Genomic DNA, 21,421 nt, shown 5'->3' with positions numbered 1-21,421 from the left:
TGCCGGGACCCTTGCGTCGGGCACGATGGGATCATGCGGCACTGGAGGGAGCAGGTCCGGTCGGCGTTCTGGCCGGTCCCGTTGTTCCTGCTGATCCTCGGCATCCTGTTGCCGGCGTTCACCGAACAGCTCGACGAGTGGGCGTCGTTCGACCCGGAGCTCGTCAAGGAGACCCCGATCGGGGACGAGGCCAACCGGGCGGTCATCTCCACCATCGCCGCGGCCATGCTCAGCTTCCTGGGCGTCGTGTTCTCCATGTCGCTGGTGGGCCTGCAGCTCGCGGCCAGCCAGCTGTCGCCCCGGGTGCTGCGGTTCTACGCCCGGCTGCGGATCACGAAGATCACCCTCGGGGTCTTCCTGGCCACGTTCGCGTACTCGGTGACCGTGCTCGGCGTGATCGGGGAGTACAAGTTCGAGGATGGCTCCTCCGACGTGCCGATCTTCTCCATCGCCGTGAACTGGCTGCTCCTGTTCGCCAGCCTCGTGCTGTTCGTGTTCTACGTGAACACGATCCTGCGGCTGATGCGCAGCACCTTCATGATCGAGGCGGTGGCGGTCGAGGCGCGCGGCGTCATCGACGAGTGGTACCCGGTGGCCCACCCCGACGAGTCGGCCACCGTGCCCGACCGCGAACCCGACGGGGTGGTACTCGCCGCCGAGGCCTCCGTCCTGACGTCCCTGAACTTCCACAAGCTGGTCCGGCTGGCCGCGCGCGGCGACACCCAGCTGCGGGTGGTGCCCCGGGTCGGGGACTTCGTGGCCCGGGGCGCGCCGCTGGTGCGGGTGTGGGGCGAGCGGCTGCCGTACGCGTCCTCGGTGCGGTCGGCGTTCCACTGGGGCCGCGAGCGCACCCTGCACGACGACCCGTCCTACGCGCTGCGCCTCCTCGTGGACATCGCGATCCGCGCCCTGTCCCCGGCGGTGAACGACCCGACGACCGCCGTGCAGGCCGTCGACCGGATCGTGGATCTGCTCGCCGACATCGGGGCCCGCCCGGACGCGGCCGGCGTGCACCGCGACCGCAAGGGCGTGCCGAGGGTGTTCGTGGAGGTGCCCGACTTCGAGAGCCTGACCCGGCTGGCGTTCACGGAGATCCGCCGGTACGGCGCCGACGCGCCCCAGATCAGCCGCCGGTTGCTCGCGGCCCTCGACGACCTGGCGGTGATCCTGCCGGAACGGCTGGCCCCGGTGGTCGCCGCGCACCGCGACCTGGTGGTGGCGGCGGTCCGCCGGGCGGTCCCGGACGAGGCGGAGCGGCGGATCGCGCTGACCCCGGACCGCCAGGGCCTGGGCTAGGCCGCCCAGGTCGTGCCGCCGGGACCGCCCGGGCCGACGGCCCGGCCCGCCGCGCACGACCGTCCCCGTGAGTTGATCCGCCCGTCATGTCCGGGTGAAGTGGCCGTGTCGGATTCCTGATAGGAGCGCGACGGGCGGGCACTGTGTACCTTGCATCCATGGTCGAGGAGAACGGGCTGGCGGCACGTCAGAAGCTGCCACCCCGGGTGCTGCCGTGGCTGCAGACCCTGCGCGGCTGGGAGAGCATGGAACCGCCGCCGAGACCGCCCCGCTGGCGGAGGCTGAGCGCCACGGTGATCGCGGTCGGCGCCACGGCTGTGCTGTTCGCGCTGGGCATGGTGGGCTGGGACAGCGAGCACGGCCCGGTGGACTCGGCCTCGGCGGTGCCGAGCGTCGTCGGCACGGGCGAGCGGACCACGGTCGCGCTGCGGGTGACCCCGGATGTGCTGGCCGCCTCCTGTGCGGCGGGCGCGACCGCGACGGCCGGGGTGTTCGTCACCGTGCACCCCGTGGGCCGCCCCGCCGAGGTCACCTACCGGGTGCACTACGGCGACGGCGCGTCGGAGACCGTGACCCGCAAGCTGCTGGCCGGCGAGGTGTCGTTCGTCGACGAGCGCCGGCACACCTGGGCCGCCGACTCCCGCCGCGCCTACCGGGTGACCGTCGAGGTGCTGGCCCCCGCGCCGGCCGGGGCGGCGGAGGGCCTGGTCTCGGTCAGGTGCTAGAGCCGGCCGCGGCGCCGGTCGCCCGGTCGGGGCCCCAGCGGGCGACGGCCGCGTCGAGGTCGAGCTGGCGGTTGCGGGCCTCGCCGTCCCAGTCCTCGGCCGGCACCCGCCACATCACCTCGAACTCGATGCCGTCGGGGTCCCTGGCGTAGATCGACGTGGACACGTGGTGGTCGGTGGCGCCGACGATCGCGCCGCGCTCCTGGAGCCGGCCGCCGACGTCGAGCAGCTCGCCGAGGGTGCCGACCTCCCAGGCCAGGTGGTAGAGGCCGACCTGTCCCCGGCCGGGGCCGGTGGCCGCAGCGCCCACCGCGAACAGGCCCAGGTCGTGGTCGTTGGCGCTGCCGGCGGCCTTGAGGAACACGGCGCCAGGGTGGGCGGCGGTGACCTCGAACCCCAGGGTGTTCGTGTAGAAGTCCACGGAGACGTCGGTGTCGCGGACGTAGAGGACCGCGTGGTTGAGCCTGCGGACGGCCATGTCGACTCCTTTAGTTGACGTGTCAACCGAAGGTAACACATGGTTGACGAGTCAACCAATATGATGTGGGGGTGGATACCCGCTGGTTGACCCCCGAGGAACTCGCCGCCTGGCGCTCCTACACCACCCTCACCGAGCTGCTCGAGGTCGAACTGGGCCGTGACCTGGGACCCAGCGGCCTGTCGTACCCCGATTATCTGGTTCTCGTGATGCTCTCGGAGGCCGAACGGCACCGGTTGCGGATGCAGGAACTCGGCGCCGCCCTGTCCTGGTCCAAGAGCCGGCTGTCGCACCAGCTGCGCCGGATGGAGGGCCGGGGCCTGGTCGGCAGGGAGGACTGCCCCTCGGACGCGCGCGGCACCTACGCGACCCTCACCCCCGCCGGGCTGGCCGCGATCCGGGCCGCCGCCCCGCTGCACGTCGCGAGCGTCCGGCGGCTGGTCGTGGACGTGCTGACCGGCGAGGAACTGGCGACCCTCGGGGCGCTGTCGGACAAACTGCGCGACCGGCTGGACGCCCGGGGGTGACCCAGGTCAAACGCGCGGGCGGCGGATCCCGGGCCGCCGATCCGGTGCGGGAGGATCCTCCTCCCGCACCGGATCGTTCCGGTGGGACGATCACGGGATGGGAATCGTCACGGCGGTGAGCCGCAGCGGGGTGCACGGGTTCAGCAAGGACAACCAACCGGCGATCCGGCTGCTCGCCGGCCTCGGCGTCGAGGGCGACGCGCACCTCGGGGAGACCGTGAAGCACCGGTCCCGGGTCGCGCAGGACCCCACGCAGCCGAACCTGCGCCAGGTGCACCTGATCCACGCCGAGCTGCACGACGAGCTGGCCGCCGCCGGACACGACGTCACCGCCGGCCAGCTCGGCGAGAACGTCACCACCCGGGGCCTGGACCTGCTCGGACTGCCCCGGGGCGCCCGGCTGCGGCTCGGCGACACCGCCGTCGTGGAGATCACCGGGTTGCGCAACCCGTGCGAACAGATCAACGGGTTCCAGGCGGGGCTGCTCAAGCGGGTGGTCGGCCGCGACGCCGACGGGGCCCTCGTCCGGCGGGCCGGGATCATGGGCGTGGTCGTCACCGGCAGCGAGGTGCGCCCGGGCGACCCGGTCACCGTGGAACTGCCGCCCGAGCCGCACGAGGCCCTCGACAGGGTCTGAGCCGTCACATGAGGACCGGGGGAATCCCCCGGTCCTCAACCATGTCCGGATCCGGGCGCCTCCCCCGTTCGGGGGGAATTCATCATCTGGGCGGTATCGATATGAATGAAACTTTGATACCGTTTTGCGCTATGAGTCTTTCCACGGAACAGATCGGCAGCATTCCGCGCCCTTCAGAGCTCATCGCCGGCGTAGCAGCACACGCCGCGGGCACTCTGTCCTCCGAAGACCTAACTGTGTTGTCCGACAAAGCGTTACGGGACACCATCGAACGACTTGAGGCGACCGGTTCCCCGGTCGTCACCGACGGCGAGCAGACCAAGCCCAGCTTCGCGACCTACCCGGTCGGGGCCCAGTTCGACGGCGAGGGCATCGTGCTGCCCTTCGCCGACGGGCACACCCGCCAACTCCCCCGGCTCGTGTCGGGACCGTTCCGCTACAACGTGCACGCCGACGAGTACCTGGTGGCCGCCCAGCGCATCGCCACCGTGCCCGTCAAGCAGGCCGTCATCGCGCCCTCCGCGCTGAGCCTGTTCTACCCGGCCGACGGCGTCGAGGGCTACCCGCGCGAGGAGTTCCTCGAGGACCTCATCGACGGCGCCGAGGCGGACGTCCGCCGCAGTCTCGACGCCGGCGCGCACGTCGTCCAGCTCGACTTCACCGAGGGCCGCCTCGCCGTCAAGCTCGACCCGAGCCTGGGCCTGCTGCGGTCCTTCGTGGACCTGAACAACCGGCTGCTGGAGCGCTTCTCCGACGCCGAGCGGGCCCGGATCGGCGTGCACACCTGCCCTGGTGGCGACCAGGACTCCACGCACAGCGCCGACGTCGACTACGCCGAGCTGCTTCCGGACCTGTTCCGGATCCAGGCCGGCAACGTCTACGTCGCCCTGGCCAGCGAGGCCGACCCGCGCCGGGTGCTGGAGGTCATCGCCCGCGAGGCGCGCCCCGACCAGAAGGTGTTCGTCGGCGTCACCGACCCGATCGACCCCCGGGTCGAGACCGTCGAGGAGGTCCGCGACCGGGTGCTGCTCGCCGCCGAGTTCATCGCGCCCGACCGGCTCGGCACCTGTGACGACTGCGGGTTCTCGCCGTTCGCCGACGACGCGTCTACCTCGCGGGAGATCGCGTTCGCGAAGATCACGTCCCGGGTGGAGGGCACCCGGCTCGCCGGCGAGCGGCTCGGGGTGTGACAGCGGCGGGGGCCGTCCAGGGCCCCCGCCGCCAGACCGTCGGTGCGGGCACCCCCGGAGCTCCGGGGGTGCCCGTCCACGTCGGGCACCGCGCCGCCGGAACCGCCGCGATCGACGACCATCGGGCCCGCCCGACTGGCCCTCGCGGGCTCGTCGGGCCGCCGGTTGGACACGCCGGGCGATCCGTAACAGTGACGAATGGTCCCGTTTGAGGTTTCCTGCACCGACTGGTCAGTCGAGGCGGGTCCGGCTCAGTCCGGGCGGAGGCTCGTGACCAGCGCGCCGTGTGCGGCGCGCAGCCGTTCGGCCACGAGCGAGCGGTGGCACGCCTCCGGATCCCGCTCGACGCAGAACAGCGCGGTCACCGGGTCGCCCGGCAGCCCGGCCAGCAGTGCGCCGAGGTCGAACGGGTCGAGGATCTCCCCCGTGTAGCCCTCGACATACGCCGGCGCCAACGCGATCCGGTCACGCTTGCCCACACCCTGCCGGTCGTCCTCGCGGTACTGCAACTGGCGCAGCCCGGTCGTCGGCGCCAGCTCCCGCACGTGCCGGTAGCCGATGTCCGCCCCGGCGAGCGCGTCCTGGAGCCGCGCCGAGTTCGCCCAGGAGTAGTCGGGGCCCCGGACACCGCGGCGCTGGCGGAGGTCGAGCAGCAGGCCCACTCCTCCGGCGGCGAGCTTGTCGAGGAAGGCCGCGGCGGTGAAGCCGTACACGCCGATGGTCACGATTCTTCGCACTGGAACTCCCCTACCTTCCCGGTACCGGTGCCGACAGTCACCTCACGCGACAGCGGTGCCCTCGAGTTCGACCAGCTGGCCGGGGATCGCCAGCCGGGTCACCCCGAGCATCGTGGTGGCCGGGGCCACCCGGGCCGCGCCCAACCGCGCCGCCAGCACGCCGTAGTGCTGGAAGAGCAGGTCGACGTCGGTGGTGTAGACGTTGAGCCGGACGAGGTTCCCGAGGGACATGTCGGCCCCGCCGAGCACGGCCTCCAGGTTGTCCAGGCTCAGGGCCAGCTGCGCGGCCATGTCACCGTCGTGCTCGGGCCTGCCCTCGGCGCTCATCGCGGTCTGCCCGGAGCAGTACAGGGTCCTGGTGTGCCCGGAGACGAGTTCCCCCTGGTGGAATCCCAGCTCCGCCGACCAGGTCACCGGGTTGACTGCAGTTCGTTCGATCGCCATCTCAGATCCATTCGCTTTTCGGGGTACGCACGTCGTTCGGCCCGGTCGCCACCCTCGGTGACGCCGTGTCGAACAGCCTCGCAGCAATACACGACACCCTCTGTCGTGTATTGCTGGGACACTTTCCGTATGCGCGCCGACCGGCTGGTCTCCCTGGTACTGCTGCTCCGGCAACACGGCCGGCTGTCGGCGGCCGCCCTGGCCCGCGAGCTGGAGGTGTCCGCCCGCACCGTGCTGCGCGACGTCGAGGCGCTGTCGGCGGCCGGCGTCCCGGTCTACGCCGAACGGGGCCGGCACGGCGGCTTCGCGCTGCTGCCCGGCTTCCGCACCGAACTGACTGGCCTCAACCACGACGAGGCACTCGCCCTGCTGGTCGCCGGGTCTCGGCGCGGCGCGCAGGTGTTCGGCCTCGGTTCGGCGCTCGCCTCGGCCATGCTGAAGGTGGTCGACGCGCTCCCCGAGAACTACCGGACCACCGCGGCGGGCGCGGCCCAACGCCTGCTCATCGACCCGGAGACCGACCTGCTCTCCCGCCGGCTGGGCACCGAGGAGCTACCGGACGCGATCGTCGCCGAGGTCCGCCGCGCCGTGTTCGCCGGACACAAGCTGCGCATCCACTACGCGGCGGCGGATCAGTCCGCCCGGTGGCGCACGGTCGACCCGATCGGCCTGGTCACCGTGCGCGACCAGGGCTATCTGCTGGCCACAAGGGACGGCGAGGACCGCACCTACCGGCTGTCGCGGGTCCTGGCTGCCGAGGAGCTCGCCGAACCCGCGCAGCGACCGGACCGGGTCGACCTGGGCCGGGCCTGGCGGGAACGCGGCACCCGGTTCCGGGCCGGCGGTGACCTGGTCGCCGTGCTGCTGCGGGTGCACCCGACGCGGCGGAAGGAGCTGGTGGGGACGGCGTTGGCCGTCCCCACCGAAGAGGTGGACCCGGACGGCTGGCTGCGGGTGGAGGTGACCTTCCAGGACGCGAGGCACGCCGAATGGGCGCTGTGGCAGCTCGCCACGAACGCGGAGGCCCTGGAACCGGAGTGGTTGCGCGACGTCCTGCGTGACCGGGCGGCGGCGGTGGTCACCCGCTACGGAGCGGCGACCTGACGGCCGTCTGTGGCGCGGGAGGCTCGATGGCGGGGTCTCGGCGACGGTACGGCTGTTGCCCGGGTGAGCGGGGACGTGGCCTCGCTGGACCAGGACCGTCGCCTGAGAATGCGCGATGCCGCAGGTCACACAGGTGTTGGGGCGGACGCTGATTGCGGCTAGCATGCGCCGGTGACCCTCACGCCTCGCACAGTTCGGCTCCTCGCCGTCGCGTCAGCCGCGGCCTTCCTGGCCGTCGCGCTGGCGATCCGGGCCGTCTCGGTGGTCGGCGGGACCATCGAGCAGATCTCCGGTACGGCGCTGTACGGCTCGATCATCTACGCGGCCACGCTGTTCCTCCGGCCGCGGAGTTCGCCCCTAGTGGCGGGCGTGGTCGCGGTCGGATTCTGTTGGCTGGTCGAGCTCGCCCAGCTCACCCACATCCCGGCTGCCCTGTCGCGGCACAGCCTGGTCGCGCGGGTCGTGCTGGGAGTGCGGTTCGATCCGGCGGATCTGGCCTGGTATCCGGCGGGGATCATCCCCCTGGTCGTCCTACATTGGTGGGCGCGCGCTGGAGAGCGGCGACCGACTCCGCCCGATGACGACGGAGCTGGCCCGGATCTCCAGCGGAGCAGGGACGTCTTGCTGTAGCGCGGGCGATACGGCGTTACGGCCCACCGAACTTCTGATCGCCGACGAGGCCGACCGCCTCGGCATGGGCGCGGTCCACCGCCGCTGGATCCCTGCCGTCGAGGTTCGCGCGTAGCGACCGTGTCCGACGGTCGGCGCGAAGGCCGTGCCCACATAACAGGAATTATGGTGTACCCGAGAGAGGGGGTTATCGGTCGCCATTATCGGATTACCGGTAACGGTAATTCGATAATGATGGGGATGGGTCTGCCTGTGCGAATGCTCCGGGAGGCCCTGGATCCGTCACAGTGACGGATGATCGTCCTACCCGGCGGGGCTCCCCGCTGTGCCGTGGAGCGGGCACCGCGCGCCCGGTCCGTCGGCTACAGTCGGCCGGGTCGCCGGACGTGCGGCCACCGGAGGAGGAGACCGTGGCCGGGTCCAGGTACGCGCGGGTGGTTCTGAAGATCAGTGGCGAGGCGCTCGCCGGTGAACGCGGCTGGGGCGTGGACCCCGCGAGCCTCGCCCACATCGCCCGCGAGATCCTCACGGTCCGCGAACTGGGCGTGCAGGTGGCCGTCGTGATCGGCGGGGGCAACTACTTCCGGGGCCGGATGGCCGACGGCTGGGGCATCGACCGGGCGGAGGCCGACAACATCGGCATGCTCGGCACCGTCATGAACGCCCTCACCCTGCGCGGCGCGCTCACCGGGGCCAGCGCGCGGGACGTACGGGTGATGACCGCGATCCCGATGACGAGCATGGCCGAGCCGTTCATCCGGCTGCGCGCGGTCCGGCACCTGGAGCACGGCGCGCTGGTCCTGCTCGCCGGCGGGATCGGGCAGCCGTACGTGACCACGGACTATCCGGCCGTGCAACGCGCGCTGGAACTGGGCGCCGACGCGCTGCTGGTCGCCAAGCGCGGCGTGGACGGCGTGTACGAGGCCGACCCGAACACCACGCCCGATGCCCGGCGGTACACCTCGTTGACGTACGCCGAGGCGCTGGCCGGCAACATCCGGGTGATGGACGCGGGGGCGTTCGTGCTGGCCGGCGAGCAGGGGCTGGTGACGCACGTGTTCGATGTGGCGGCGACCGGGGCGATGCGGGCGGTGTGCGAGGGCGAGGACGTCGGCACCCGGATCCACGCCTAGCGGAAAGGGCAGCGCGAGCCACGGGCCTGCCCGCCGGCCACGTCGACGAACCGCGTGCTGATCCTTGCCGGAGCGTCCACCCCGGTCGCCGAGCGGGCCGGGCTGACGCCCCCGTCGACCGGGGTGACCCGGTCGACGGGTGGGGCCGACGCCGCCGGGGCGGTGCGCGCCTGATCCGCGTGACGGACCAGGCGCGCGACGATCAGGTGCCGGGCAACGCGCGCCCCGGCTCGCCGAACCAGCGGGTGAGGTGCTCGTCCAGGTCCCGCTGTTGGTCGCCGATCCAGGCGACGTGGCCGTCGGGGCGGAGCAGGACGCCCGGAGCGTCCAGGACCGCGGTGGGGTCCGCGAGGTGGTCGACCCGGTCCGACCAGCCGCCGACGGTCAGGCGTTCGGTGCGGTCCAGCAGCAGGCCACGGCCCTGGTGCAGCTGTCCGTAGAGGCGGCCCTGTCTCAGGTCGATGTCGCGCAGGCGGCGGCCGAGCAGGTCGGGGCCCGGGCCGAAGTCGTACCGGATGCCGATCGCGGTGATCTTCTCGATCAGACGGCGGTTCACCTCGTTGATGTCCATCAGTTCGGTGAGCAGCCTGCGCACGGCCTGTGGGCCCGGTTCCGGGGAGTTGAGTTCCCGCTGGGCGCGGGTGTTGTCCAGCACGTCCGCGGCGACCGGGTGCCGCTCGGCGTGGTAGGTGTCCAGCAGTGTCTCCGGCGCCCAGCCGCGGATCTGCGCGGCCAGTTTCCAGCCGAGGTTGAACGCGTCCTGCACGCCCAGGTTGAGGCCCTGTCCGCCGATGGGCGGGTGGATGTGCGCCGCGTCGCCGGCCAGGAGCACCCGCCCGACCCGGTAGCGTTCGGCCAGCCGGGTGGCGTCCCCGAAGCGGGACAACCAGCGCGGGGAGTGCACGCCGAAGTCGGTACCGGCGATGGCGCGCAGCTGTCGTTGGAAGTCCTCGAGGGTGGGCGGTTGCGCGCGGTCGCCGACCCCGGCGGCGGGGACCACGACGCTGTAGGCCCCGGGGCCCACGGGCCGGATCCAGAACGGCTGGTGGGTCTTGACGGCGGCGACCCTGGCGGCGATCTCCTCCTGTGGTACGCCCACCTCCAGCTCGCCCATCAGCGTCTCGTTCCGGGTGGGCTCGCCGGGGAAGCCGACGCCGAGCAGTTTGCGCACCGTACTGCGCGCGCCGTCACAGCCGACGAGATAGCGCGCACGCAGCTGTTCCCCGTCGGCCAGCCGGACGGTCACGCCGTCGTCGTCCTGCTCGAACCCGGCCACCGCGCGACCGCGCCGGATCTGCGCGCCCTGTGCGGTCGCGTGTTCTTCGAGCAGGCGGACGATGACCGGCTGCGGGATGCCCAGCAGATAGGCGTGCGCGGAGTCCAGGCCCTCGGGCGCGGGTTTGTCGATGGCGGCGAAGAAGCCGCCGGCCGGCCGGCGTCTGCCGTGCTCGGCGACGCGCTCCAGGAGTCCGCGCATCGCCATCAGTTCGAGGCTGCGGATGTGCAGGCCGACGATGCGGGCGAACGACGCGGGCTCGGTGTCCTGCTCCAGGACGAGGACCCGCACGTCGTGCAGCCGGAGTTCGGCGGCGAGCATCGCACCGGTCGGACCGCATCCGGCGATGATCACGTCGACGTCGAGGGGCGCGCGATCGGGCCCGACCGTCTGCGGTTCGGGAGTGCATGGCGGAGTGTGCATGGGTGTTGCCCTTCGGGAGTGCCTGATTGGCGCTCCCGGCGACACCTACGTCCGTCGCCCGCCCGTGACGGGAAGGGGGAGCACCCACAGCGGTACAGCGTTCATGGGTCTCACCTCCTCGGTGGTGTCACGGTCACCTGCAAGCTACAAGCCCGCGCCGCGTCCCGTCCACTCCTTTCCCCGGCGCGTGATCGCGGACGGGACCGCTCCCCGAACGGACGTGAGCAGGTGGACCCAGACCGGTGTCGGGGAGCGGTGAGGCGGCCCCGCTCCCCCGGCTTCACCTGCCCACGTACGCCGCGAGGTGCTCGCCCGTGAGCGTCGACCTGGCGGCGACGAGTGCCGCGGGGGTGCCCTCGAACACGAGCCGGCCGCCGTCGTGGCCGGCGCCGGGGCCGAGGTCGATGATCCAGTCGGCGTGGGCCATGACGGCCTGGTGGTGTTCGATCACGATCACGGACTTGCCGGAGTCCACGAGCCGGTCGAGGAGCCCGAGGAGCTGTTCGACGTCGGCGAGGTGCAGGCCCGCGGTCGGCTCGTCGAGGACGTACGTGCCGCCCTTCTCCGTCATGTGGGTGGCGAGTTTGACCCGCTGGCGTTCGCCGCCGGACAGGGTGGTGAGGGGCTGTCCGAGGCTGAGGTAGCCGAGGCCGACGTCGGCGAGCCGGGCGAGGATGGCGTGCGCGGCCGGGGTGTGCGCCTTGCCGGCGCCGAAGAACTTCTCGGCCTCGGTGACCGACATGGCGAGTACCTCGCTGATGTCCTTGGTTCCGAGTTTGTATTCCAGGACCGAGGCCAGGAAGCGCCTGCCCTCGCATTCCTCGCAGACGGTGGCGACGCCGGCCATCATGGCCAGGTCGGTGTAGATGACGCCGTTGCCGTTGCAGGTCGGGCAGGCGCCGGCGGAGTTGGCGCTGAACAGGGCGGGCTTGACGCCGTTGGCCTTCGCGAAGGCCTTGCGGATCGGTTCGAGCAGTCCGGTGTACGTGGCCGGGTTGCTGCGCCGCGAGCCCCGGATCGCGCCCTGGTCGACGGACACGACGCCCTCGCCGGCCGGGATGGAGCCGTGGATGAGCGAGCTCTTGCCGGAGCCGGCCACGCCGGTGACGACGCAGAGCACGCCGAGCGGGATGTCCACGTCGACGTCGCGCAGGTTGTTCGCGTTCGCGCCGCGGATCGCCAGGGTGCCGGTGGGCGTGCGCACCGTGTCCTTGAGGGTGGCCCGGTCGTCGAAGTGCCGGCCGGTGATGGTGCCGCTGGACCGCAGGCCCTCGACGGTGCCCTCGAAGCAGATCCGGCCGCCGGCCGTACCGGCGCCGGGGCCGAGGTCCACGACCTGGTCGGCGATCACGATGGTCTCCGGCTTGTGCTCGACGACGAGCACCGTGTTGCCCTTGTCGCGCAGCCGCAGCAGCAGGTCGTTCATGCGCGCGATGTCGTGCGGGTGCAGGCCGATCGTGGGCTCGTCGAAGACGTAGGTGACGTCGGTGAGGGAGGAGCCCAGGTGCCGGATCATCTTGGTGCGCTGCGACTCGCCGCCCGACAGGGTGCCCGACGGCCGGTCGAGGGACAGGTACCCGAGGCCGATCTCCACGAACGAGTCGAGGGTGTGGGCCAGCTTGGCGAGCAGCGGGGCCACCGAGGGCTCCTTGAGGCCGCGTACCCAGCTCGCCAGGTCGCTGATCTGCAGGGCGCACGCGTCGGCGATGCTGATCCCCTTGATCTTCGAGGATCGGGCCGTCTCGCTGAGCCGGGTGCCGTCGCAGTCGGGACAGGTCGTGAACGTCACGGCCCGCTCGACGAACGCCCGGATGTGCGACTGCATCGCGTCGACGTCCTTGACCAGCATCGACTTCTGGATCTTCGGGATCAGGCCCTCGTAGGTGAGGTTGATGCCCTCGACCTTGATCTTCGTCGGCTCCTTGTACAGCAGGTCGTGCAACTCCCTCTTGGTGTACTTCCGGATCGGCTTGTCCATGTCGAAGAATCCGCTGCCGCTGAAGATCCGGCCGAACCAGCCCTCCATGCTGTACCCGGGGATGGTCAGCGCGCCCTCGTTGAGCGACTTCGTCTCGTCGTAGAACGCGGTCAGGTCGAAGTCGGTGACCGAGCCCCGGCCCTCGCAGCGCGGGCACATGCCGCCGGTGACGCTGAAGCTGCGCCGTTCCTTGACGGTCTTGCCGCCCTTCTCCATGGTGACCGCGCCGGCTCCGCTGATCGAGGCCACGTTGAAGGAGAACGCCTGGGGCGAGCCGACGTACGGCTTCCCGCGCCGGCTGAACAGGATGCGCAGCATGGCGTTGGCGTCGGTGGCCGTACCGACCGTGGAGCGCGGGTCGACGCCCATCCGCTGCTGGTCGACGATGATCGCGGTCGTCAGTCCGTCGAGGACGTCGACCTCGGGGCGCGCCAGGGTCGGCATGAACCCCTGCACGAAGGTGCTGTACGTCTCGTTGATCAGGCGCTGGGACTCCGCGGCGATCGTGCCGAACACCAGGGAGCTCTTGCCGGAGCCGGAGACGCCGGTGAACACCGTCAGCCGGCGTTTGGGGAGCTCGACGCTGACGTCCTTGAGGTTGTTCACCCGCGCGCCCTGGACCCGGATCAGGTCGTGGCTGTCGGCGGCGTGCACGGTCGGATCCGTCTTCCTGGCCCTACTCGTCATGACGGTCACTCTAGGTGACCCGAGGGGCCGGTGCTTCTCAAAAGCTGATCGGATCCCGGCGCCCCAGCAGTGGAACGGAATGCTTCGTTCTGCTATGCTGTACAGGTACCGAAGCCCGTGTGAGCAGCGAGAAAGGCCCCCGCCGTGTCCGAGAACACCACTGCCGCCACCGAGATCCGCCCCTTCCGGATCGCCGTCCCCCAGGCCGACGTCGACGACCTGCGCGACCGCCTGGGCCGCACCCGGTGGGCGGGGCAGCTGCCCGGCGACCCGTGGACCCGGGGCGTGCCGGCCGACTACCTGCGCGGCCTCGCGGAGTACTGGGCCGACAGCTTCGACTGGCGCGCCGCCGAGGACAAGCTGAACGCGTTCCCGCAGTTCACGACGGAGGCCGACGGGCAGAACATCCACTTCGTCCACGTCCGTTCGGCCAACCCGGACGCGGTGGCGCTGCTGCTGGTGCACGACTGGCCGGGCTCGTTCACCCAGTTCTCCGAGGTGATCGCTCCGCTGGCCGAGGACTTCCACGTGGTCGTCACCTCCACCCCCGGCGTCGGCTTCTCCGGCCCGCACGCCGGCCCGGGCTGGAACACCGGCCGGATCGCGGGCGCGTTCGTGACCCTGATGGACCGCCTCGGCTACGAGCGCTACGGCGTGCAGGGCGGCGGCGGTGGCGCCTGGATCGCCGCCGAGATGGGCCGCCAGGCACCCGAAAAGGTGGTCGGGGTGCACCTCAACGGCCTGATCACGTTCCCGTCGGATGACCCGGCGGACTTCGAGGGCCTCTCCGAGCTGGAGCAGGGCCGCCTCGGTCGGCTGCAGAACTTCCGCGACGACATGATGGGCTTCAACGCCATCCAGTCGACCCGGCCGCAGACCCTGGCGTTCGGGCTGCACGACTCGCCGGTCGGGCAGCTGGCCTGGATCACGGAGAAGTTCCAGGAGTGGACCGACGCGGCGGCCAAGTCCCCCGAGGACGCGGTCGGGATCGACAACCTCCTGACCAACATCAGCGTGTACTGGTTCACCGGCACCGCCGGCTCCTCCGCCAACCTGTACTACGAGTCGGCCCACGACCCGGCCGCCTGGGCCCCGAAGCCGCGCGGCACCGTGCCCACGGCCGTGATCGCGACCGCCACGACGGACGTGGCGATCCGCCGGTTCGCCGAGCGCGACCACAACGTGACGCGCTGGACCGAGGTGGAGCGCGGCGGCAACTTCCTGTCCCTGGAGCAGCCGGCGGCGCTGGTGGACGACGTCCGGGAGTTCTTCCGCTCGGTCGCCTGACCCCGCTGTCACCGACGTCCCGGCGCGACCACCGAGGTGGTGGCGCCGGGACGTCGGCGCGTGTGGACGCACGGCCGCCTGCACACCGTCGTCATCCCCGACCGCGATCAACGCGGCGCAGGGCGGCCCCGTGCCGGTGGCGGCGGGCCGAACCTCAGGCCCGGGCCCGGGCCGCGTCCAGGGTGTGCCGCAGCAGCAGGGCGGTCGTCACGGGACCCACTCCGCCGGGTACGGGGCTCAGCGCCCCCGCCACCCCGGCCACCGAGTCGGCGTCGACGTCCCCGACCAGTCCCCCGTCGGCCGTCGGATGCGTGCCGACGTCGACGACCATGGCACCCGGGGCGACGTGTCCGGCGCGGACCAGTCCGGCCCGGCCGACGGCCACGACGAGGATCTCCGCGCGCCGGGTGACGGCCGCCAGGTCCGCGGTGCGGGAGTGGCAGACGGTGACCGTGGCGTCCCGGTCGAGCAGCAGGTGCGCGAGGGGTTTGCCGACCACCGTGGACCGGCCGACCACGACGGCCTCCCTGCCCGCGAGGGGTACGCCGTGGTGGTCGAGGAGCGCGACGACGGCCTCGGCGGTCGCGGGCGGGTACGCGGGCAGGCCGCAGACGAGCCGGCCGAGGCTCTCCGGGTTCGCGCCGTCGACGTCCTGGGCGGGGTCGATGGCCAGGGCCACCGCGCGGGCGTCGACCCCGGCGGGCAGCGGGGTCTGCAGGATGACGCCGTGCGTGCCCGGGTCGGCGGCGAGCTTCCGCAGCGCGTCGGTGACGGTGGCCGTGTAGGCGTCCGGGCCGAGGTCCAGCACCTCGCAGGTGATGCCGACCTTGCCGGCGGCCGTGGCCAGGGAGCGCACGTACCAGGCGCTGGCCTCGTCGGCGGTGGCCGTGACGATCGCGAGTTTCGGCGCGGGCCCCTGGGCGACCCGGGCGGCGACGTCGGCGCGGATGGTGGCCGCGAGTTCCCGTCCGGACAGGTTCACGCCGCCAGCCCCTCACGGACGTCGGCGGTGACCCGGTCGGCGCGGGCCACGAGGTCGTCGACCCCGTCGAGGGTCGCGAGGAGGTCGCGGCGCGCGTCGGGGTCGGTGGCGCCGGCGAGGTTGACCTCCACGTTGACCCGGGAGGTGGTCGCGGCGGCGCGGGCGGCCTCGACGGCGGCCGCGATGTCGGTGACCACGTTGCGGTTGCCGACGGGCAGCAGGTCCTCGGCGAGCGCGACCAACCGGCCCGCGAGGGCGATCACGGCGGCCGGCGGGCGGGCCGCGTCCACCAGGGCGGCGGCGAGCACCTCCCGGGGCCCCTTGTACGCGGCGGCCACGGCGGCGAAGGCTTCGGCGTCCTCGGCGACCAGGGCCACGGCGCGCCCGCGCAGCTCCTCGGCCTCGGTGAGGACGGCGGTGATCAGGGGCGCGTGCCCCGCGTACTTCGGGCCGTCGCTGTAGCGGGCGACCATCGCGAGCAGGGCCGCGCCCTGGGCGGCGTGCAGCGCGGCGGCGGCCCCGCCACCGGGGGCGGGACTGCGGCTGGCCAGTCGGTCGAGAAATTCCTGCACGGCGAACCTCCGTCGGTGGGACAGAGGTGCCCAGGCGGACGACACCGTCACGTGTGTGTGCTGCCGCTCCCCGGTGGTGATCCACCTTCGCCAGTCGCGGCAGGGTCGAATCTACCAGGGGCACCGGGGGCGGGGCGGCGTCACCAGGTGGGACGCAGCCGTCCCGGGGCGGCGACCCGGCCCAGGTCGGTGACCAGGGCCCCGACCCGGTCCTCGCCGAGCACCTCCGCCCAGCGCGCCACCGCCTCGGCGGCCGCGGCGTCGGCGGCCCGGGTGCAGGCCCAGCCCCGGTCGGTGAGGGTGACGAGCCGGGCCCGGGCGTCGCGCGGGTGCGGCTGGCTGGCCACGTACCCCTTGCGGGTCAGTTCCTCGATGAGTTGGCTGGCGGCCTGCTTCGTGACGCCCAGGTGTTCGGCGACCTGTCCGACGGTGGCCCCGTCGGGGGCGAGCCGGACGAACGCGAAGCCGTGCGCGGGGCGGACGTCGTCGAAGCCCCGGGCGACCACCCCCGCGTGGATGGCCTCGCTGAGGGTGTTCGCGGCGGCGAGGACGAGGTAGGCGAGCGCGCGGTGGTCGGTACCCATGAAAAGTAGTTTGACAGCACGGACAAGAACATTGACCATTTAGACAAGCTACTTGTCTACTTCCGAGGAGTCACCGTGCCAGTCGTCCGCCCCTCCGACGCCGTCGTCCACGAGATCCACGGCGCGACCTTCACCTCCTACGCCGCCCCGCGCAGCGGCAGCTCCGAACTCGCCGCCTGGCAGGTCGACGTCCCGGCCGGCACGACCGGCGTCCCGCACCGCGTCACCCGGGAGGAGGTGCTGCGCATCACGGCCGGTTCGGCCACGGTCACGCTGGACGACCGGAAGCACGACGTGACCGCCGGCGACGTCGTCATCGTGCCGACCGGCAGCCTGTTCGGCATCGACACCGGGGCCGAGCCGCTGTCCGCCTGGGTCAGCACCAGCGTGGGCCTGCGGGCGGCGCTCGCCGACGGTTCGTGGATCACACCCCCGTGGACGGTCTGATATTCCGCGAGGTTGATCACATTGATCGTTAAGGTGACCCACCGTATCGTCGACAGGGAACTTGAGCGCTCAAGCACCGTGGAGGACAACGATGATTGCTCCGGCCGGAATACGGACCAGGGTCCCGGTGCCGCTGCGGTTCGGCGACGGGTTCACCACCCCCGCCGAGATCGTGACCTTCACCGGCCTCGCCGACGGCAAGGAACACCTGGCGATCGGCCTGGGTGACGTGACCGGAGTGGACGTGCCGCTCGTGCGCGTGCACTCCGAGTGCATGACCGGCGACGTGTTCGGCTCCGCCCGGTGCGACTGCGGCCCGCAGCTGCGCGAGGCCGTCGAGCGGATCGCCGAACACGGCGGCTGGCTGCTGTACCTGCGCCAGGAGGGCCGCGGCATCGGGCTGTACGCGAAGCTCGACGCCTACGCCCTCCAGGACACCGGCCTGGACACGTACGCCGCGAACCGGGCCCTCGGGCACGCCGACGACGAGCGCGACTACACGGCCGCCGCCCAGATGCTCACCGCGCTCGGCGCGCCCCGCGTCGACCTGCTGACGAACAACCCGGACAAGGCCGCCCAGCTGCGCGCCCTCGGGGTGGACGTCCGCGTCCTCGCCCGCACCGGGGTGCACGCCACCGAGGCGAACCTGCGGTACCTGCACGCGAAGGTCGAACGGACGGGTCACACGATCGACCTGACCCCCGCCGCCTGACATGCCGAACAGCACGCTGGCAGAACCCCGCTGGCTGACCGACTCCGAGCGGCGCGCGTGGCTGGCCTACCTGGTCACGACGCGCCGCCTGGAAGAGGCACTGGACCGCCAGCTCCAGCGGGACTCGGGGATGCCGCACACGTACTACATGATCCTGGCCATGCTGTCGGAGACCGACGGCTGGTCGCTGCGCATGAGCGACCTGGCCGAGCGCACGCACTCCTCGCAGAGCCGGCTGTCGCACGCGGTGGCGCGCCTGGAGGAGAACGGCTGGGTCATCCGCAAGAAGTGTCCGTCCGACCGGCGCGGCAACTGGGCCACCCTGACCCAGTCCGGGTTCGACACGCTGGCCGCCGCCGCCCCCGGGCATGTCGCGGCCGTCCGGCGGCACCTGTTCGACGTGTTGACGCCCGAGCAGGTCGAGCAGCTGGCGACGATCAGCGAGGCGGTCCTGGGGCGGCTGGGCGAGGTCGAGGAGGCCTGACCGGCCACGGCTCCGCCCGGCGCGGGCGGGCCGTTCCATCGGATCGGGGTCCCGCGTCGCGCTTCCGGGCCTGGCGTCTCAGATCGCCTTCGCGCCCGTCAGCCGGTTCCATCCCGGCACGGCCCGCCACAACCGGCCGATCAGGATCGTGGCCACGCCGAAGACGACCCAGCCCCAGACGGTCAGCTGGCCGCCGGTCCACGTGCCCTGACCGTGGTCGAGGGTGAACGTGGCCGCCTGCTGGAAGAACCCGAAACCCTTCCACGTGTACGCGCCCGTGGCGTCCGGGTCGGCGGCTCTGATCCCCGCACCGAACGTGAGGACGTACTCCGTCAGCAGCGACTGGATGAGCAGCTGTCCGGTCATGAAGAACAGCAGCGCGGTGAACCAGGCCGGGCGCGCCTCGCCGCCGTACTCCGCCGCCCGGTACTCGGCGGCGAGCCGGCGGCTGCCACCCAGGTTGCGCAGGGCCGCGGACGTGCCGATGTCGGCCGCGGCGGACAGCAGATTCTCCCGGACCTCGCGGCGTTTGGCGACCCGCGAACTCGGGGCCAGATCGTAGAGGCGGTGGTCGAGGGACCACACGACGGACTCGATACGCAGCCGGTCGAACCAGCTCACGGGGTGGGACATCTCAGGATCCTTCGATCGGGGCCGGGGGGACCGGGCGGGTGAGGACCGCGCCCACGACGTCGGCGAGGGCGAACCACTGGGCGGTGCCCGTGGCGAGGGCCTCGTAGCCGGCGGGGGTCGGGCGGTAGTACTTGCGGGCGGGGCCGGAGGTCGAGGAGACCAGGCGGGCGGTGACCCGGCCCTCGCGTTCGAGGCGGGACAGGGCCGGGTAGACGGTGCCCTCGAGGATGTCGGGCAGGCCGATCTCGCGCAGGCGCTGCACCACCTGGTAGCCGTAGGACTCGCGTTCGGCGAGCAGGGACAGGAGCAGCAGGGACAGGGCGCCCTTGAGGAGCTGCGGGTCGCGGGGCGGGATCACCACACCAAGCTATGCCCGGTACTGGAGATAGTCAAGTACCGGGCGTGGCCTCGTACCCGTCGGAGGTCAGGGCAGGGGCGCCCACGGCCGGAACGGACTGTCGGGGTCCGGGGTCTTCTGCGCGGCCATCAGGAGCCGGCCGCCGGGGGCGAGCTGGAACATCACGACCCGGCCGGTCCGGTCGAGCGCGGCGGCCGGGGTGTCGATCGAGGCCCCGGCGCTGTCGGTCCAGGCCGCCGGCCAGCCCTGCGCGGTCTGGCGGAGGTGGCTGACCCCGGTGGCCTGGTTGCGGCCGAACACCAGGATCCGCCCGGCGCTCGTGACGGTCTCCAGCTCCCCCACGCCGCCGTGCCCGCCGAGCGGCAGCGGCCCGCCGCCCCAGTCGCCGTTCACCGCGGTCTGGTACAGGTGCGTCACGTCGCCGGTGTCGGGGCCCCGGTAGAAGAGTTCCAGGCGGCCGTCGGCGTTCTTCGCCACGTTCACCGGGCCGGCGACCCGGACCGGCAGGGTGTGCGACACGAACGGGGAGTTCGGCGCGACCTGGTAGCGGTGGTCCACGCCGGTGCGGGTCGCGGCGAACACCTCCAGGCGGCCGTCGTCGTTGGTGACCGCGACCGGCACGCCCTGGATGTCGGAGCCGCCCATGTCCAGCCAGTCCGGGGTCCACGGGCCGTTGACCGAGGTCTGCCACTTGGAACCCAGGCCGCCGTTGCCGTTGGTGACGAAGATCTGCAGCCGGCCGTCCGCGTTGGACCCGACCGCCGCGCCGCTGACCGCCCGGCGGACCTGCGGGGTGACGACGTCGTTGGGGTTGCCGAAGTTGTCCCAGTGCCCGACCCACTCGCCGTCGGCCCGCTGGTAGGTGGTGTACACGGCGGCGCTGTCGTCCGCGCCCACGACGAAGATCTCCAGCCTGCCGTCGGCGTTGTTCCCCACGGAGACGACCCCGGTGACGGGTACGCCCGGGCCGCCCAGGTCCACCGGGCCCGCGTACGTGCCGTCTCCGGTCTGCCGCCAGGTCAGCACCCGGCCGCCCAGGACCACGAACGGTTGCAGCCAGCCGTCGCCGGTGCGCCCGACCCAGGCGGTGCCCCGGGGGAAGCGGGCGTACATGACCCGGCTGTAGGTGACGTACACCGGGGCGGGGTTGCCGGCCGGGTCGCGGGTCGCGTCGTCGTAGGGGATGTAGTGCCGGAACACCGCGTCCTTGAGCGCCCGGTCGCCCTCCGTCAGGTTCGGCACGGCGGTCTGGATGTTGTTCTGCCGGTAGAACTGCGTGGCGAGGCGGCCCCCGTACGCGGCGGTGATCTCCTCGGCGAACAGGGCCGAGGCGACGTGGTCGTAGTGGTCGTCGAACGTGCGGCCCAGGCAGCGGTAACCGGGCTGGTAGCGGTGGTCGGGGTGCGGGTCCTGGCCGCGCACGAGGGACGGGCGGACCGCGCGCAGGATCGCCACGACCGTGTCGCGCAGGCTGTCGTGGGTGTAGCGGGTCGCGCCGACGCCCGCCGGGTCGGTCGCGTCGTCGGGGACCACCGGGGCGGCGGTGAAGGAGCCGTCGGTCCACAGGTGCATGAGGTCGCAACTGCCGCCGGAGTCGTACCCGTCGCGGACGTTCAGGAAGATCAACTGGACGGTGGGGCGGGCCGTGAGGGTGAACCGCTGCACGACGCCCGCGCCCACGGCCCACGCGTCCTGGGTCCAGCAGGCCCGCGGGGTCGCGCAGGCCGGGGCGCCGGCCATGTGCCGGTGGGCCTCCATGGCGCCGTCCTGGCGGGACCGGGAGTACCCCGGGCCCCGGTCGGCGTCGCCGGCGGTGAGGAAGACCGTGGTGTTGGCGTACCCGGCCTCGGCGGAGCGTTGCAGGTCGGGGTTCAGGAAGAGGATCTCGTCGTCGGGGTGCGCGACGATCTGCGCGAGGCGCTCGGTGCGCGCCTCCGGGCCCGCGGCCGCCGTCTCCGGGCCCGCCGGATCGGGCTCGGCGCTGGCCGATGGCGGGGTCGCCGTCACGGCCGCCGCGAGCAGCACGGACAGCACGGCGATGGGTCCACGACGCAGGATCCTCACGGAGACCTCCCTTGGCACGTGAGACCGACGCTA

General features: G+C 72.3%; 23 protein-coding genes and 1 riboswitch. Of the genes, 12 read left to right on the top strand and 11 right to left on the bottom strand.

The genetic code is table 11. From position 1 onward, the window contains the following. The first annotated feature begins 33 nt into the window (after positions 1 to 33). Together PT931_RS26665 and PT931_RS26660 are read left to right on the top strand one after the other, a co-directional pair. The gene (locus tag PT931_RS26665; protein ID WP_456248446.1) at positions 34 to 1,296 is read left to right on the top strand and encodes a DUF2254 domain-containing protein; all 1,263 of its coding nucleotides are present in this window, start codon (positions 34 to 36) and stop codon (positions 1,294 to 1,296) included. A gap of 158 nt (positions 1,297 to 1,454) precedes the next feature. After that, the gene (locus PT931_RS26660; RefSeq protein WP_456248445.1) at positions 1,455 to 2,021 is read left to right on the top strand and encodes a hypothetical protein; all 567 of its coding nucleotides are present in this window, start codon (positions 1,455 to 1,457) and stop codon (positions 2,019 to 2,021) included. Here PT931_RS26660 and PT931_RS26655 read toward each other — a convergent pair. After that, a complete protein-coding gene (locus PT931_RS26655; protein WP_456248444.1) occupies positions 2,011 to 2,499 on the bottom strand; it encodes a VOC family protein in 489 nt (162 codons plus the stop codon). The two genes, PT931_RS26660 and PT931_RS26655, sit on opposite strands and share 11 nt — an antisense overlap. A gap of 71 nt (positions 2,500 to 2,570) precedes the next feature. Between PT931_RS26655 and PT931_RS26650 the strand changes: the two genes are divergently transcribed. From PT931_RS26650 to PT931_RS26640, 3 genes are all read left to right on the top strand, one after another. Then, entirely contained in the window at positions 2,571 to 3,026 is a 456-nt protein-coding gene (locus PT931_RS26650) for a MarR family winged helix-turn-helix transcriptional regulator (RefSeq protein ID WP_456248443.1), read from the top strand. A gap of 97 nt (positions 3,027 to 3,123) precedes the next feature. Beyond that, a complete protein-coding gene (locus PT931_RS26645; protein ID WP_456248442.1) occupies positions 3,124 to 3,663 on the top strand; it encodes an MOSC domain-containing protein in 540 nt (179 codons plus the stop codon). 101 nt (positions 3,664 to 3,764) lie between these two features. Continuing rightward, positions 3,765 to 4,853, top strand: a complete 1,089-nt coding sequence (locus PT931_RS26640) for a cobalamin-independent methionine synthase II family protein (RefSeq protein ID WP_456248441.1) — start codon at positions 3,765 to 3,767, stop codon at positions 4,851 to 4,853. A 251-nt stretch (positions 4,854 to 5,104) separates the two neighbouring features. On the opposite strand, the gene PT931_RS26635 is transcribed toward PT931_RS26640, so the two are convergent. Together PT931_RS26635 and PT931_RS26630 are read right to left on the bottom strand one after the other, a co-directional pair. Continuing rightward, on the bottom strand, positions 5,105 to 5,590 hold the full coding sequence (locus PT931_RS26635; protein ID WP_456248440.1) for a DUF488 domain-containing protein: 486 nt from the start codon (positions 5,588 to 5,590) through the stop codon (positions 5,105 to 5,107). A 42-nt stretch (positions 5,591 to 5,632) separates the two neighbouring features. Next, positions 5,633 to 6,034, bottom strand: coding sequence for a RidA family protein (locus tag PT931_RS26630; protein WP_456248439.1), 402 nt, complete (start codon positions 6,032 to 6,034; stop codon positions 5,633 to 5,635). Positions 6,035 to 6,163: 129 nt separating this feature from the next. Between PT931_RS26630 and PT931_RS26625 the strand changes: the two genes are divergently transcribed. The 3 genes from PT931_RS26625 to pyrH all read left to right on the top strand — a co-directional run bounded on the left by PT931_RS26625 (position 6,164) and on the right by pyrH (position 8,901). Continuing rightward, a complete protein-coding gene (locus PT931_RS26625) occupies positions 6,164 to 7,138 on the top strand; it encodes a helix-turn-helix transcriptional regulator (protein ID WP_456248438.1) in 975 nt (324 codons plus the stop codon). Positions 7,139 to 7,309: 171 nt separating this feature from the next. Next, the gene (locus PT931_RS26620; RefSeq protein ID WP_456248437.1) at positions 7,310 to 7,768 is read left to right on the top strand and encodes a ribosomal maturation YjgA family protein; all 459 of its coding nucleotides are present in this window, start codon (positions 7,310 to 7,312) and stop codon (positions 7,766 to 7,768) included. 410 nt (positions 7,769 to 8,178) lie between these two features. After that, positions 8,179 to 8,901 (top strand): UMP kinase, encoded by a 723-nt coding sequence (gene pyrH / locus PT931_RS26615; protein WP_456248436.1) that lies wholly within the window; start codon positions 8,179 to 8,181, stop codon positions 8,899 to 8,901. A gap of 202 nt (positions 8,902 to 9,103) precedes the next feature. Here pyrH and PT931_RS26610 read toward each other — a convergent pair whose 3' ends face one another. Continuing rightward, positions 9,104 to 10,498 carry an FAD-dependent monooxygenase gene (locus tag PT931_RS26610; RefSeq protein ID WP_456248460.1) on the bottom strand — a complete coding sequence of 465 codons (1,395 nt, stop codon included), beginning with the start codon at positions 10,496 to 10,498 and terminating at the stop codon, positions 9,104 to 9,106. Positions 10,499 to 10,880: 382 nt separating this feature from the next. Then, positions 10,881 to 13,265, bottom strand: coding sequence for an ATP-binding cassette domain-containing protein (locus PT931_RS26605; protein WP_456248435.1), 2,385 nt, complete (start codon positions 13,263 to 13,265; stop codon positions 10,881 to 10,883). A 174-nt stretch (positions 13,266 to 13,439) separates the two neighbouring features. Between PT931_RS26605 and PT931_RS26600 the strand changes: the two genes are divergently transcribed. Beyond that, positions 13,440 to 14,552 (top strand): epoxide hydrolase family protein, encoded by a 1,113-nt coding sequence (locus PT931_RS26600; protein ID WP_456248459.1) that lies wholly within the window; start codon positions 13,440 to 13,442, stop codon positions 14,550 to 14,552. Between the two features lie 154 nt (positions 14,553 to 14,706). On the opposite strand, the gene PT931_RS26595 is transcribed toward PT931_RS26600, so the two are convergent. The 3 genes from PT931_RS26595 to PT931_RS26585 form a co-directional block, all read right to left on the bottom strand. After that, the gene (locus PT931_RS26595) at positions 14,707 to 15,534 is read right to left on the bottom strand and encodes a bifunctional 5,10-methylenetetrahydrofolate dehydrogenase/5,10-methenyltetrahydrofolate cyclohydrolase (protein WP_456248434.1); all 828 of its coding nucleotides are present in this window, start codon (positions 15,532 to 15,534) and stop codon (positions 14,707 to 14,709) included. Next, positions 15,531 to 16,106 carry a cyclodeaminase/cyclohydrolase family protein gene (locus tag PT931_RS26590; RefSeq protein WP_456248433.1) on the bottom strand — a complete coding sequence of 192 codons (576 nt, stop codon included), beginning with the start codon at positions 16,104 to 16,106 and terminating at the stop codon, positions 15,531 to 15,533. Before PT931_RS26590 ends, PT931_RS26595 begins: the two co-directional genes overlap by 4 nt. 21 nt (positions 16,107 to 16,127) lie before the next feature. Then, positions 16,128 to 16,214, bottom strand: a riboswitch (ZMP/ZTP riboswitch). Positions 16,215 to 16,246: 32 nt separating this feature from the next. Then, positions 16,247 to 16,690, bottom strand: a complete 444-nt coding sequence (locus PT931_RS26585; protein WP_456248432.1) for a MarR family winged helix-turn-helix transcriptional regulator — start codon at positions 16,688 to 16,690, stop codon at positions 16,247 to 16,249. A 75-nt stretch (positions 16,691 to 16,765) separates the two neighbouring features. On the opposite strand from PT931_RS26585, the gene PT931_RS26580 reads away from it, so the two are divergent. The 3 genes from PT931_RS26580 (at position 16,766) to PT931_RS26570 (ending at position 18,333) form a co-directional block, all read left to right on the top strand. Further along, on the top strand, positions 16,766 to 17,137 hold the full coding sequence (locus PT931_RS26580; RefSeq protein ID WP_456248431.1) for a cupin domain-containing protein: 372 nt from the start codon (positions 16,766 to 16,768) through the stop codon (positions 17,135 to 17,137). Between the two features lie 91 nt (positions 17,138 to 17,228). Continuing rightward, positions 17,229 to 17,849, top strand: coding sequence for a GTP cyclohydrolase II (locus PT931_RS26575; RefSeq protein WP_363722408.1), 621 nt, complete (start codon positions 17,229 to 17,231; stop codon positions 17,847 to 17,849). 1 nt (position 17,850) lies between these two features. Continuing rightward, a complete protein-coding gene (locus PT931_RS26570; protein ID WP_456248430.1) occupies positions 17,851 to 18,333 on the top strand; it encodes a MarR family winged helix-turn-helix transcriptional regulator in 483 nt (160 codons plus the stop codon). Between the two features lie 78 nt (positions 18,334 to 18,411). On the opposite strand, the gene PT931_RS26565 is transcribed toward PT931_RS26570, so the two are convergent. The 3 genes from PT931_RS26565 to PT931_RS26555 all read right to left on the bottom strand — a co-directional run bounded on the left by PT931_RS26565 (position 18,412) and on the right by PT931_RS26555 (position 21,388). Continuing rightward, positions 18,412 to 18,966: a hypothetical protein gene (locus PT931_RS26565; RefSeq protein WP_456248429.1), complete on the bottom strand. Its 555-nt coding sequence runs from the start codon at positions 18,964 to 18,966 to the stop codon at positions 18,412 to 18,414. A 1-nt stretch (position 18,967) separates the two neighbouring features. Beyond that, a complete protein-coding gene (locus PT931_RS26560; protein WP_456248428.1) occupies positions 18,968 to 19,324 on the bottom strand; it encodes a PadR family transcriptional regulator in 357 nt (118 codons plus the stop codon). Between the two features lie 66 nt (positions 19,325 to 19,390). Further along, positions 19,391 to 21,388, bottom strand: a complete 1,998-nt coding sequence (locus PT931_RS26555; protein WP_456248427.1) for a PIG-L family deacetylase — start codon at positions 21,386 to 21,388, stop codon at positions 19,391 to 19,393. Positions 21,389 to 21,421 lie beyond the last annotated feature (33 nt).

Source organism: Longispora urticae, from assembly GCF_053902585.1.
The sequence above is the reverse complement of the archived record's forward strand: the minus strand, read 5'-3'. Positions and strand labels throughout refer to the sequence as shown.